Source organism: Streptomyces misionensis (genome assembly GCF_007896895.1).
In the GTDB taxonomy this organism is placed as follows: Bacteria; Actinomycetota; Actinomycetes; order Streptomycetales; family Streptomycetaceae; genus Streptomyces; species Streptomyces misionensis_A.
In genome coordinates this window covers 92,384-106,363 of the sequence record NZ_VOGW01000028.1, presented here as the reverse complement: position 1 = coordinate 106,363, position 13,980 = coordinate 92,384, and the positions used below count along the sequence as shown (strand labels likewise).

At 73.4% G+C, this 13,980-nt stretch carries 6 protein-coding genes and 1 pseudogene; 4 read left to right on the top strand and 3 right to left on the bottom strand.

Features of this window, described 5'->3' with window-relative positions:
- Positions 1–107: 107 nt before the first annotated feature.
- The 3 genes from FRZ03_RS04610 (at position 108) to FRZ03_RS04600 (ending at position 8,087) form a co-directional block, all read left to right on the top strand.
- The gene (locus FRZ03_RS04610; RefSeq protein WP_146463838.1) at positions 108–2,126 is read left to right on the top strand and encodes an endo-beta-N-acetylglucosaminidase; all 2,019 of its coding nucleotides are present in this window, start codon (positions 108–110) and stop codon (positions 2,124–2,126) included.
- A 47-nt stretch (positions 2,127–2,173) separates the two neighbouring features.
- On the top strand, positions 2,174–5,194 hold the full coding sequence (locus tag FRZ03_RS04605; RefSeq protein WP_146463837.1) for an alpha-mannosidase: 3,021 nt from the start codon (positions 2,174–2,176) through the stop codon (positions 5,192–5,194).
- Positions 5,195–5,459: 265 nt separating this feature from the next.
- Complete coding sequence (locus FRZ03_RS04600) at positions 5,460–8,087, top strand: MXAN_6230/SCO0854 family RING domain-containing protein (RefSeq protein ID WP_146463836.1); 2,628 nt, start codon at positions 5,460–5,462, stop codon at positions 8,085–8,087.
- Positions 8,088–8,173: 86 nt separating this feature from the next.
- Here the strand turns inward: FRZ03_RS04600 and FRZ03_RS04595 are convergent.
- Positions 8,174–8,482 (bottom strand): annotated as a pseudogene (locus FRZ03_RS04595) (RNA polymerase subunit sigma-24); the annotation flags it as partial.
- A gap of 231 nt (positions 8,483–8,713) precedes the next feature.
- On the opposite strand from FRZ03_RS04595, the gene FRZ03_RS04590 reads away from it, so the two are divergent.
- Complete coding sequence (locus tag FRZ03_RS04590; protein ID WP_146463835.1) at positions 8,714–9,988, top strand: MFS transporter; 1,275 nt, start codon at positions 8,714–8,716, stop codon at positions 9,986–9,988.
- A 147-nt stretch (positions 9,989–10,135) separates the two neighbouring features.
- Here FRZ03_RS04590 and FRZ03_RS04585 read toward each other — a convergent pair whose 3' ends face one another.
- Positions 10,136–12,313 (bottom strand): discoidin domain-containing protein, encoded by a 2,178-nt coding sequence (locus tag FRZ03_RS04585; RefSeq protein WP_146463834.1) that lies wholly within the window; start codon positions 12,311–12,313, stop codon positions 10,136–10,138.
- Positions 12,314–12,363: 50 nt separating this feature from the next.
- A complete protein-coding gene (locus FRZ03_RS04580; protein ID WP_146463833.1) occupies positions 12,364–13,971 on the bottom strand; it encodes a glycoside hydrolase family 13 protein in 1,608 nt (535 codons plus the stop codon).
- Between the last annotated feature and the right edge of the window lie 9 nt (positions 13,972–13,980).

Sequence of the window (13,980 nt, the reverse complement as noted above, 5' to 3'; positions counted from 1 at the left end):
GTCCTCGACACCCGGGCGGCCGACCAGGACCACCTGGCCGCCCGCGGCCTCACCGAGATCGTCACGCCCGACCAGGTACTCCACACCCCCCGAGGAGGCACCCGCTCGTGAATCCCACCAGACGCACCGTCCTGCTCGCCGGCGCCGCCGCCGCGTTCCTGCCCGCGCTGCCCGCCGGCACCGCCCAGGCCGCCCCGAAGGCGACGGCCGCGCTCCAGCCGTACGCCTCCTACTGGTATCCGGACTCGCTGCCCGCCGGCAGCCCGGGCCCCGGCATCACCTGGCGCAGTCTGAAGACCTGGCGCGCCGCGACCGACGCCGACCTGCCCTTCAATGCGGCCTCCGTGCCGCTCGCGCCCCGCTTCACCCCGACCCCGGCGAACACCACCGCCCGCGCCGGGCAGGCCCGGGTACAGGCCCTGGTCTCGTTCGGGCCCACCTCCTCCAATCCGTCCCAGGGCTCGGCCACCGCCGACTACTACGCCCTCACGCACTGGGCGTACGTCGACGAGCTGGTGTTCTGGGGCGGCTCGTCCGGGGAGGGCCTGATCCTCGCGCCGAACGCCCCCGTCGTGGACGCCGCCCACCGGCACGGCGTCCCCGTCCTCGGCAACGTCTTCCTGCCGCCCGCCGCCTACGGCGGACAGCTCCAGTGGACCCGCGACCTGGTGCAGAAGGACGCCTCCGGCCACTACCCGCTCGCCGCCCAACTCGTCGCGGTCGCCTCCGCGCACGGTTTCGACGGCTGGTTCGTGAACGCCGAGACGGGCGGTGGCGACAGCGCCCTCGGCGCCGACATGCTCGGCTTCGTCAAGGAGCTGAAGCGGCTCGCCACGGCCGCCGGGCAGCGGATCACCTGGTACGACGCGATGACCGTGAACGGCTCGGTGAGCTGGCAGGGCGCGCTGAACGGGCAGAACCAGGCCCTCTTCCAGGCCGCCGACGACATGTTCGTCGACTTCCGCTGGAGCGCCTCCTCGCTCGCCTCCTCCGGGCAGAAGGCCGAGCAACTGGGGCGCAGTCGTTACGAGTTGTGGGCCGGGGTCGACGTCGAGTCGGGCGGCTGGAACACCTCGGCGGACTGGGACGCGATCGTGCCCACCGACCGTGCGCACATCACCTCCCTCGGCCTCTACCGGCCCGAGTGGACCCGCAACCACCTGCCCGCCGGGCACACCCCGGAGGACTTCCACGCCGCCGACGACCGGTTCTGGACCGGCCGTTCCCTCGACCCGTCCCGCCCCGACACCACCGACGGGTGGCGGGCCCCGGCGGTGTCCGTCGCCGACCGGTCGACCGTCGCCTCGCTGCCGTTCGCGAGCGTCTTCAACACCGGCCACGGGCTGCGCTGGTACGAGGACGGCGAGGTCGCCTCCGACGTCCCCTGGAACCACCTGGGCCTCCAGGACCGGCTGCCCTCCCGGCGCTGGGTGGTGCGCACCGACGGGCAGCGGCCCACCGTCGCCTTCGACTTCGCGGACGCCTGGCGCGGCGGCAGCAGCGTCCTCGTGGCCGGCGCGCTCGACCGTCCCGCCGTGCTGGACCTGTACGCGACCCGGCTGCCGGTCGGCCCCGACACCGTCGTCGAGCTGACCCATCGCACGGACCCGGGGGCCGTCCGCGTCGAACTGGCCGTGGCGACCGCCGAGCCGGACACGGCGGGGGCCGCACCGCCGTACAGCTACCTGCCCGTGCCGGCCGGCCCCGACGACGGCTGGCACACCTCGGCCGTCCGGCTCACCGGCCTGTCCGGAACCGTGCACGCCATCGGCGTCCGGCTCACCGCCACCGGCGGCGGCCCGGTGAGCTGGCGGCTCGGCGGCCTCGCCGTGCACGACCGCGCCGACACCCCGGCCGCGCCCAGCGGCCTGCGGATCACCGCCGCGTCCGGCGGCGACCTGCGCCTCGCCTGGAACCACCCGGCGCCCGCCGCGGTTCGCCACTACACCCTGCACCGTGTGCTGCCCGACGGCACCCGTCGCTTCCTGGGCGGCACCGGCCAGCGGGCGTACTTCGCCGGCGGCCAGACGCCCGCGCCGGGCGAGCGCGCCGGACGGTTCGAGGTACGCGCGGTGGGGGAGCTGTACACCGCGTCCTCCCCCGCGACCGTCACCCACCCCTGGTGACCACCCGCCGATCCACCCACTGACGTACGACCTACGGAGCACCCCGCATGCATGACGACCGCAGTCTGGTCGAAGCGCGCCTCAAGCGCGTCCTCGACGAGCGCATCCGCCCCGCCGTGTATCCCGAGTCCGTCCCCCTCGAGGTCGCGGTGTGGCACGCGCCCGGCGAGCCCGTGCCGGTCGCCGAGGGCCTGGCCGCCGAGCCGGAGCCGATCCGGGTCGGCGCCCGGTGGGGTGCTCCGTGGGGCACCAGCTGGTTCCGGGTGACCGGCACCGTGCCCAAGGCGTGGGCCGGGCGGACCGTGGAGGCCCTGCTCGACCTCGGCTTCGACGAGAACATGCCCGGCTTCCAGTGCGAAGGCCTTGTCTACAGGCCCGACGGCACTCCGGTGAAGGGCCTCAACCCGCGCAACCAATGGGTGCGCATCGGCGCGCCCGTCGCGGGCGGCGAGGGGGTGCGGCTGCACATCGAGGCCGCCTCCAACCCCGTGATCCTCGACTACCACCCCTTCCTGCCCACACCGCTCGGCGACAAGGAGACGGCGGGCGATGAGCCGCAGTACACCCTGACCCGCATGGATCTCGCGGTCTTCGACGAGACGGTGTGGCAGCTGGTGATCGATCTGGAGGTGCTCGGCGAGCTGATGGCCGAGCTGCCCGCGGACTCCCCGCGCCGCTACGAGATCCTGCGCGCCGTGGACAGGGCGCTCGACGCCGTCGACCTCCAGGACGTCAACGGCACCGCCGAGCGCGCCCGCGCACGGCTCGGCGGCGTGCTGTCCGCGCCCGCCGTCCCCTCCGCGCACCGGGTCAGCGCCGTCGGGCACGCGCACATCGACTCCGCCTGGCTGTGGCCGCTGCGCGAGACCGTGCGCAAGGTGGCCCGGACCACGTCCAACATGACCGCCCTGCTGGAGGACGAGCCGGACTTCGTGTTCGCCATGTCCCAGGCGCAGCAGTGGGCGTGGGTCAAGGAACACCGGCCCGAGGTGTGGGCGAAGGTGAAGAAGGCGGTGGCGGACGGGCGGTTCGTGCCCGCCGGCGGCATGTGGGTGGAGTCCGACACCAACATGCCCGGCTCGGAGGCGATGGCCCGTCAGTTCGTGCACGGCAAGCGGTTCTTCCTCGACGAGTTCGGTATCGAGAACGACGAGGCGTGGCTGCCGGACACCTTCGGCTTCGCCGCCGGACTGCCGCAGATCATCAAGGCGGCGGGTTCCCACCGGTTGCTGACGCAGAAGATCTCGTGGTCGCAGACGAACAAGTTCCCGCACCACACCTTCCGTTGGGAGGGCATCGACGGGACCCGGATCTTCACCCACTTCCCGCCGGTCGACACCTACAACTGCTCCATGAAGGGCAGCGAGATCGCGCACGCCGCCCGCAACTTCAAGGACAAGGGCGTCGCCCGGCACTCCCTGGCGCCCACCGGCTGGGGCGACGGGGGCGGCGGCACCACGCGTGAGATGGTCGCCAAGGCCGCCCGGCTGCGCGATCTGGAGGGCTCGGCGCGGGTCGTGTGGGAGACCCCGCGCGCCTTCTTCGAGAAGGCCGAGGCCGAGTACCCCGAACCGCCGGTCTGGGTGGGTGAGCTGTACCTCGAACTGCACCGCGCCACCCTCACGAGCCAGGCCCAGACCAAACAGGGCAACCGGCGCAGCGAACACCTGCTGCGCGAAGCCGAGTTGTGGGCGGCCACCGCCGCGGTGCGCACCGGATTCCCCTACCCGTACGAGGAGTTGGACCGGCTGTGGAAGACGGTGCTGCTGCACCAGTTCCACGACATCCTGCCCGGCTCGTCCATCGCCTGGGTGCACCGCGAGGCACGGGCGACCTACCGGCGCGTCGCGGAGGAACTGAACGGGATCGTCGAGGCCGCCCAGCGCGCGCTGGCCGGCGAGGGCGGCACGCCGCTGGTCTTCAACGCGGCCCCGCACGCCCGTGCGGGCGTCCCGGCCGGCGCCGCCGCGACGCCCGTCACCGAGGGTCGTACCGGCCTGAGGCCCCGCGCGGGCGGCGGGCACGTCCTGGACAACGGCCTGCTGCGGGTCGAGATCGACGGCCGCGGCCTGGTGGTCTCGGCGTACGACATCGAGGCCGACCGCGAGACGGTCGCGCCCGGCCGGGCCGCGAACCTCCTGCAGCTGCACCCGGATTTCCCGAACATGTGGGACGCCTGGGACGTGGACGAGTTCTACCGCAACACCGTCACCGACCTCACCGACGCCGAGTCGGTCACGCCCGGCGAGGACGGCGCGTCGGTGCGGATCGTCCGGTCCTTCGGCTCCTCCCGGGTCACCCAGGTGCTGTCGCTGGCGGCGGGGGAACGGCGGCTGGTCGTGGACACCGAGGTCGACTGGCACGAGACGGAGAAGTTCCTCAAGCTCGCCTTCCCGCTGGACGTACACGCCGAACGGTACGCGTCGGAGACCCAGTTCGGGCACTTCCACCGGCCCACGCACACCAACACCTCCTGGGAGGCGGCCAAGTTCGAGGCCTGCAACCACCGCTTCGTCCATCTGGAGGAGCCGGGCTGGGGCGTGGCGGTCGTCAACGACTCGACGTACGGCCACGACGTGACCCGCACCGTGCGCACCGACGGCGACCGCGGCACCACCACGACGGTCCGGGTGTCGCTGCTGCGCGCCCCGCGCTTCCCCGACCCCGAGACCGACCAGGGCGTGCCGGAAGCGGTGGACGCCCTGGTCCCCGGCGCCACGATCGGCGACGCGGTCACCGAGGGCTGGCGGATCAACGTGCCCGAGCGGCGTACGACCGGTGCCCGGGAGGTCGCGCCTCTGGTGTCGGTGGACTCGGACGCGGTGGTCGTGACGGCGGTGAAGCTGGCCGACGACGACAGCGGCGACGTGGTGGTCCGCTTCCACGAGGCCCACGGCGGCCGGGCCCGGGCCACCCTGACCGCCGGGTTCGAGATCACGGAGGCCACGGTGACCGACCTGCTGGAACGTCCGCTCGCCGACGCGGAGGCACCGCGGCGGGACGGCGACCGGATCGCGGTGCGCCTGCGGCCGTTCGAACTGGTGACACTGCGGCTCCGGCGGTCCTGACGCACTGTCGGCCCTGTCGGCCCTGTCGGCCCTGTCGGCTCCTGCGTGCGGCTGGCGCGCGCGGGAGCCGTTGGACCTGGTGAACCTCCTCTTGCGGCTTCCCTTCGTTAATTTGTTTGGCTGTCGCGAAGGCGTGTGATGGGATCAGGGGCAACGGGGACGGCTCCCCGGCGCGCATCCTTCTCACCTTCTTTGAAAAGTCTCAGCGCGCCCACTCTCCGTCCCCGTTCCTTCGTCCCGGGTCGTCGTGGAGGGGAATCCCCTGTTGCTCGCTGCCGAGTCCGTACTGCTGCGCCGTATCCAGACCGTGTATGTCGACGGGGCGTCCGCGTCCGGCGGCGGTACCGGGCCGGCGCTGCGTCGGCTCGAGGCCGAACTGCTCGGCCGCGGTCATGTCCTGTCCCCCGCACTGCACACGGCACTCGGCTCGCTGCTCCCCGAGGAGCTGGCGGCCGCGCACGCCCGCCTGGTCGGACTGGCCGACGACCTGCTCGGTTCCGATCGCACCCACGTCCCGCTCTTCCGCCGCTTCCCGCGCATCGTGCCCCGGGACACCGAGGCGCTGTTCGTGGACCGGGTCTTCGCCTTCCTGCTGCAGCAGCCGGACCAGCCCTGCGTGCTGTGCGGCGAGGCGCGCACGGTGTTCCCCGTCTCCCCCTGCGCCCACCTGGTGTGCCGGCTGTGCTGGGACGGCTCCGACTACGCGGGCTGCCCGGTCTGCCACCGCCGCATCGACGCGGACGACCCCTTCCTGCGGCCGGTGCGTGCCGTCGGCGCCGCCAAGGCACCGGTGCCCGGCCCGCTGCGGCTGCTGCGCCTGGGCACCGACCGGGCGGCCGACGCCACCACCGTGGTGGACTCCCTGCTGGCCCGTCGCACCCCGCTCTCCCCGCAGGACCGCGACGACCTGCTCACACTGCTGCCGCTCACCCCGGCCGGCCGGGGCCTGCTGCCCGCGGAGATCCCGGTCCGGGAGACCAAGGCGATGGTGCTGGGCGCGCTGGTACGCGAGGCGCCGGACGGCCTCCCGCCACGGAAGGTGCTGACCGAGCGGCTCACCACCGCCACCGACGTGCTGCGACTGCTCGCCGTGCTCTCCGACGGCGACGCCGGGCTGGTGACACCGTCGCGCTTCACCGGGCTGCCGCGCCCGCTGCGCCGCGAACTCCTCGCGGTCCTCGACGGCTTGCCGACCCCGTACCTGGTGGAGGACGTGCTGCGGCACCCCACGGCATGGAAGCGGGCCGCGGAGGTCCTGCACCCCTTCGAACGGCACACCCGGCATCCGCGCGCCGCCCTGGCTTTCGCCGTGCTGCGCGCGACCCCGGTGGACCCCTCCACGGCCTTCGGCGCCGCCCTGCTGGCGACGGCCGCCGCGCACCCGGACGCCGTCCGCGTGGACGGTGCCCGGATCCGCCCGGCCACCTGGGCCGGACGACTGGAACAGGCCGTCGCGGAGGGCGACGCGGGCCGGGCCGCTGCCCTCGCCGGGGAGCGGCCCGGCGAGCTGGTGCGCCGGCTGGACGTGCTGCTGCGCCTGCACACCTGCGCCGACCTCGAACCGGAGCTGGAGAAGGCCCTGCTGCGCGGGCTGCCGAAGGTGGGCCCGGGGCCGCTGCTGTCGGCGTTCGGGGCACTGCGGGTCCGCGCCGAGGACCGCACCGGCCGCCGCCGGGTGTTCTTCCCGCGCGGCGACGTCACCCGTGCCCTGTCCGTTCCGGAGCGGCGGCCTGCCCTGCCCGCGGGGTTGGTCACCGCGGTGGTCGCGCTGCTGGAGGGCGAGCTGCTGCGGCGGTTCGCCGCCGGGGAGCCGTACGCGCTGTCGGTGCTGGACGCGGGCCTGGCCGACCTCGCCGTGCCGTTCACCGAGCGGTCCACGGCGAAGGCGCTGGTGGCCGTGCCGCGGGGCAGCACGCAGACGCTGCCGGACGGCGCGGTGCTGCGGCTGTTCCTGCACTGGACCGAGCCGCAGGGCAACCGCACCGACCTGGACCTGTCGGTCGCCTTCTTCGACGCCGAGTGGACGTTCACCGGCCTGTGCGACTACACGAACCTGGTGCACGGCGGGCAGGCCGCGGTCCACTCCGGCGACCTCACCTCCGCCCCGGCGCCGCTGGGCGCCACCGAGTACGTGGACCTGGACCTGGAGCGACTGGCGGAGCGGGGGGACGTCTATGCCGTCCCGCTGGTCTTCAGCTACAACAACGTGCCGTTCGAGGAGTTGCAGGACGCCTTCGCGGGCTTCATGGCGCTGCCCGCGCGGGGCCCGCGGGACGCCTCCTACGACCCGCGCACGGTCCGCCAGCGCTTCGATCTGGCGGGCGACTCGCGGGTGTGCCTGCCGATGGTCGTCGACCTGGGCCGGCGCCGGGCGCTGTGGACGGACACCCATCTGCCGTCCACGGGCGGCTTCCAGAGCATAGGCTCGCACGGCGGCGCCCGGCTGGCCACGGTGGCCCGGGACCTGTGGGAGCAGTTCGGTTCCGGGAGCCGGACCACCCTGTGGGACCTCGCGGTATGGCGTGCCGCGGCCCGCTCCCCCGAGGTGGCCGTGGTGTGCCGGGAGCCGGAGCCCGCGCTGCTGCGGTATCGGCGGCGGCCGAAGGAGGACGCGGCCGGGTTCGCCGCCCGGGTGTCCTCCATGGAGGAGGCCGAGGAACGGCTCCCGCACCCGGACCCCGACGCGGCTGCGGCCGAACTCGCCTCCGGAACAAGGGTGTTCCTCGCGACCGTACAGGGAACCATCGGGCCCGCGGGGGCCACCGGGACCTGCTACCGGCTGTTCCCGGGAGCGGGTGACGCCTCCCGGACCCTGGCCCGCGTGACCGCCGGCGACCTGGTCGCCGAGCTGGGCGGCACCTCCGCGCCGGCCCCCGCGCTGCCGCCGTCATGACGGGACCGGTGGTTCGGCGGGGGCGTCTCCTCCCAGCGGTCTCGGTACGGCATGCCTGCTGAGCGTGTCGAGTTCCCGGCGGTCTGTCAGCTGCGGCGGAGGGCGTTGAGCCGGGCGGCCTGGCGCGTCAGGTAGTCGCGCTCGGCGAGGTTCGGTGCCGTGTGGGCGGCCTCGGCGTACAGCCGTGCCGCCGTCGCCAGGTCGCCGTCGCGTTCGTGGAGGTAGGCGGCCACCGCGGTGTGGCGGGGCAGGGTGTCGCTCAGCGTCGCGAGCGCCGCCAGTCCGGCGCGCGGTCCGTCGGCCTCGCCGAGGGCCACCGCGCGGTTGAGCCGGACGACCGGGCTGTCGGTCAGGCGCACCAGTTCGTCGTACCACTCGACGATCTGCACCCAGTCCGGGCCTCGATGTCTTTCACCATGGTCATGCCGCTCATTCTCCTGCCCCACCGGACGGCGGGCGGGCGTACCGGCCCATCGCGTCCCGGTCGTGATCCGCCGGACAGGCCCGGGCGGCGGGCGGTTTCGCCCGGGCAGGTGCGCGGGGGCGCCTGCCTTCGATGGGTCCGGCATACTCGGTCGCCGTCCCGGTTTCTCAGGGCCCCCTGAATCCCCGCTCCGGAAGAGAAGATGACCAGCACTCCGACCGCCGGCACGACGGCCCACATAGCCGACCCCGTCCAGGCCCAACGCCGCATCCTGCGCGTCCTGGTCGCCTCCCAGATCCTCAGCGGCGCCGGTCTCGCCGCGGGCGTCACCGTCGGGGCCCTCCTCGCCCAGGACATGCTGGGGACCACCAGCCTCACCGGGCTTCCCAGCGCCTTGTTCACCGCAGGATCGGCGCTCACCGCCGTCGCCGTCGGCCGTCTCTCCCAGGCCCGCGGCCGCCGCCCGGGGCTCGCGATCGGCTATCTCACCGGCGCCATCGGCTCCGCCGGTGTCATCGTCGCCGCCGTCCTCGACAACCCGGTCCTGCTGTTCATCGCCCTGTTCGTCTACGGTGCGGGCAGCGCCACCAACCTCCAGGCCCGCTACGCCGGAGCGGATCTCGCCGCCCGGGGCCACCGGGCCCGCGCGGTCTCCACCGTGCTCATCGCCACCACCCTCGGCGGCGTCACCGGCCCCAACCTCGCCGCCCCGGCCGGCACCTTCGCCGAGCACCTCGGCATCCCCGGGCTCGCCGGGCCCTTCGTGCTCTCCGGCGCCGCCTACGCACTGGCCGCGCTCGTCCTCGCCCTCTGGCTGCGGCCCGACCCGCTGCTCCTGGCCCGCGCCGTCGCCCGGGCCGAGGAAGCAGGCGCCGCTCCCGGCCCGGCCGACGCCGGCGCCGGCGATGCCGCCGACGCGAGCGAGGGCCGCGGAGGCGTGGTCCTCGGCGTCCTGGTCATGGTCGTCACCCAGCTCGTCATGGTCGCCGTCATGACGATGACACCGGTCCACCTGCACGACCACGGCCATGGCACCGCCACCTCCGGCCTCGTCATCGCCGTCCACATCGGCGCCATGTACCTGCCCTCCCCGCTGACCGGCCGGCTCGTCGACCGCTACGGGCGGACGAAGGCCGCCGTCGCCTCGGGCGTCACCCTGCTGGCCGCCGGCGTCCTCGCGGCCGCCGCGCCCGGCGGCTCCGTCGCCCTGCTCGCGCTCGCGCTCGCCCTGCTGGGGCTGGGCTGGAACTTCGGCCTCGTCTCGGGCACCGCGATCATCACCGACACCGTCCCGCTCGCCACCCGCGCCCGGACCCAGGGCATGGTCGACGTCTCCATCGCCGTCGCGGGCGCCACCGGCGGGATCGCCTCCGGCATCGTGGTCGCCGCGGCCGGCTACCCCGTCCTCGCGCTCACCGGCGGCATCCTCGCCCTCGCCCTGCTGCCCGCCGTCGCCGCCACCGCGTACCGCCGCTGATCCGGTGGTGGCCGGCGGCGCCGTCCACCACCGGATCAGCGGCGGACATGCGCCGTCCGCCGGCGCCCGGGCTCCCCGCCCGGGCGCCGGCCCCCGAAGGCGGCTCCGGCGGGGCCGCCCGGTCCGGGGTGCCGGAAGCTCAGGAGATCAGGAGGTGAGGTAGGCCTCCACCTCGCTGAACTGCCCGGCCGGCCATCCGGTGTTGGCGCTGACCGACAGACGCAGGTAGCGCAGGTTCGTGCCGCTCGGCAGGGACACCGTGGCGGTGTTGCCGGTGGCCGGGTCGAACCGGTAGCCCTGGGAGCCGACCACCGTGGAGTAGTTCGAACCGTCGGTGCTGCCGAGCACGGTGACGGTCTGGGTGCGGGCGCCCCACGCCGAGGACGGCGGCAGCTTCAGCACCAGCCGGCGCACCGCGTACGACGATCCGAGGTCGACCGTCAACGACTGCGGGAAGGCGTTGTTGGCCGACTCCCAGTACGAGTTGGCGTCGCCGTCGACCGCCTTGCCCGGCGTGTAGACGTCCTGGGAGCCGGTCGCGGTGGCCGGACGGCCCTGGGCGAGGTTGCGGTTGGGGTCGGGCGCCGGGTTGCCCTGGCCGGGCTGGGGCCAGGTGGAGCAGTCCGACCAGGTGCTGGACCAGCCGGAGTTGCCACCGCCGTCGGTGAGGGTGAACGAACCGGAGTTCGCCGGGAAGGGGCAGTTGTACACCCCGGCCGAACCGACGCCGGTCGCGGTGACGTTCTTGAAGGTGGCCGCCCCCTGCGCCTCCCCCTGGACCACGACGGTGCCAGTGTTCCGCACCGTCGCGCCGGTCACGTTGACGTTCCGCACCGGGTATCCCTGTCCGCCGCCGGAGACGAACTCGAAGGCACTGTACGGGCTGTCGGTGATCGTGGTGTTGGTGATGTTCACGGTGGCGTTGATGGCGCTGTCGTACGAGTCGACCCGCAGGGCTCCCATCGGATGGTTCCAGTTGGGGTTGAGCGCTCCGGTGCGCACCAGCGTGTTGCCGTCGACCGTGATGGTGCCGGACAGCGGCGAGAACGGGTCCAAGAACTTCTGGTTGGAGATGGCGATGCCGCTGCCGAGGGCGTTGGTGTCGGAGACCAGGTTGTTGCGCACCGTGATGTCGGTGCCGCCGTAGATGGCGATGCCGTTGGCGAGGTTGGGCTGGGAGACGGTGTTGTTCTCGAAGCTGGAGTTGGTGTCCGGGGCGTACAGCGACCACATCGCGAGGGAGTCGTCGCCCTGGTTGCGCAGGAAGTTGTTGCTGACCCGGACGCCCTTGGCGGTGCCGTTGAGGTTGATGCCGTCGGCGGTGGTGTCCAGGATGCGGTTGTTCTCCACGACCAGGTTGTCGTTGGTGCCGGTCAGCCACAGGCCGCACTTGAGGTGCTGGATCCACATGCCGGAGACGGACGAGTTCGGCCCCAGGGAGCCGTTGACGAAGTTGTCCGGGCTGGAGTCGACGCGCTCGGTGACCTCACCGATCACCGCGAAGTCCTTGATGTGGACGTTCCCCGCGGAGCCGGACTGGTCGATGAACCGGGAGGTGTGCACGACGGAGTACCAGCTGCCCGCCCCCTGCAGGGTGACGTTCTGTACGCCGCCGAGGGAGGAGGTGAGCCGGTAGTCGCCCGGCGGGATCCACACGGTACCGCCCTGGGCGGCGGCGATGGCGTCCCGGAAGGCCTGGGTGGAGTCGCCGTTGCCGCTGGGGTCGGCGCCCTTGGCGACGACGGACACCGAACCTGACGGCTGTGCTGCCGCCGCGGCGACCTGTTCGAAGTCGGCCACGTCCACGGTGACCTGGGTGCTGGTCGCGACGAACGCGACCTTGTCGCCGGCCTGGACGTTCTGCCCCAGCAGCAGCCGGGCGTTGTCGAAGAAGTGGTGCGTCCTGCTGCCGGTGATCCAGCCGGTGTCGACGTACGAGTACTTGGACGTCACCGGGAGGGTCTTGGCCAGCTTGGTGCCGTTGACGTACACGTCGAGCGAGCCGGACTGGCCGTCGGGGACGCTGTAGGAGACGTTCACCGCGTTGGCCGCTCGCGGCACGGTGAACTCCACCCGCTGTCCCGAGGACAGCCGGACGGCCTGCCGGCCGGACGCCTCCGAGGCGAGGGTGCCCTGGGTGTAGTCCGGGCCGATCTTGGTGCCGGTGGTGGTGGCCGACTCGGCCTCGACCGAGGTGAAGGGCAGGGTGGCGCCCGCGGCCGCGTCTGCGGTGGGGGCCACGGCGACGAGCATGCCGGCGGCGAGGGCGACGACCGCCCCCACGGCTGGCATGCGCCTGACATATCTGACGGTGCTGCTGTGCATGAGCTGTTCCCTTCGTGGTGGGGGTTCGCGGGACAGCGGTGCGCCGCGGCTCAGGCGTGCAGCCAGGCCGCGGTGTCCTGCGGCAGCCGGCCCGTCTCGTCCAGGGGGCCGCTGCTGAGCAGGAGTTCGGAGTGCGCGGGGAGGTCGGCGGGGGTGGCGGAGAAGTTGACCACGCAGATCGCGCCGCCCGCGCGGGAGAAGGCGAGGACGTCGCCGGGACCGGGCAGCCAGGTGAGGGGGCCGGTGCCGAGGCGCGGGCGCAGGGCGATGGCCCTGCGGTAGAGGGTGAGCATGGAGTCGGGGTCGTGCTCTTGCCGGTCGGCCGCGTACGACGGCCAGTCGGCCGGCTGCGGCAGCCACGGTTCGCATGCCGAGCCGAAGCCCGCGTACGGCATGCCGGCCGCCCATGGCAGCGGCACCCGGCAGCCGTCGCGGCCGGGGTCGGCGCCGTGCGAGCGGTGGTACATCGGATCCTGGATGCGGTCGGCCGGGATCTCCGCCTCCGGCAGTCCCAGCTCCTCCCCCTGGTACACGTACACCGACCCGGGCAGCGCGAGGGACAGCAGGGCGGCCGCCCGCGCCCTGCGGGTGCCGAGCGTCGGATCGGTCGGGGTGCCGAAGGCCTTGGTGGTGAAGTCGAAGGCGGTGTCCTCGCGGCCGTAGCGGGTGACCGTGCGGGTGACGTCGTGGTTGCACAGCACCCAGGTGGCGGGGGCGCCGACCGGGGCGTGCTCGGCGAGGGTGGTGTCGATGGCGGCGCGCAGCCGTGCGGGGTCCCAGGGGCAGGACAGGAAGGAGAAGTTGAAGGCGGTGTGGAGTTCGTCGGGGCGCAGGTAGCGGGCGAAGCGTTCGGCGTCGGGGAGCCAGACCTCGCCGACGAAGACACCGTCGTAGGCGTCGGCGACGGCGCGCCAGGAGCGGTAGATGTCGTGGAGTTCGTCGCGGTCGACGAAGGGGTGCGGCTCCGGGTGCGCGGCCAGGTCCGGGAGGTCCGGGTCCTTGGCGAGCAGGGCAGCGGAGTCGATGCGGACGCCGGCGACCCCCCTTTCGAACCAGAAGCGGAGGATGTCCTCGTGTTCCTGGCGGACGGCCGGGTGGGCCCAGTTGAGATCGGGCTGTTCGGGGGTGAACAGGTGCAGGTACCATTCGCCGTCGGGCAGCCGGGTCCACACCGGTTCGGTGGTGCCGGCGAACTGCGACGGCCAGTCGTTGGGCGGGAGTTCGCCGTGCGGGCCGCGGCCGGGCCGGAAGTGGAACAGGTCCCGTTCGGGGCTGCCGGGGCCGGCGGCGAGGGCGGCCCGGAACCAGGGGTGCTGGTCGGAGACGTGGTTGGGGACGATGTCGATGATGGTGCGGATGCCCAGTCCGCGCGCCTCGGCGATGAGTTTCTCCGCCTCGGCGAGGGTGCCGAACGCCGGGTCGATGGCGCGGTAGTCGGCGACGTCGTAGCCGCCGTCCTTCATCGGCGACCGGTACCAGGGGTTGAACCACAGCGCGTCCACGCCGAGTTCGGCCAGGTACGGCAGCCGGGCGCGGACTCCCGCGAGGTCGCCGGTGCCGTCGCCGTCGCCGTCGGCGAAGCTGCGGACGTAGACCTGGTAGATGACGGCGTCGCGCCACCAGTCGTGGCTGCCGGGGGCATGGGTGGGCTGTCCCACTGAGCTTGC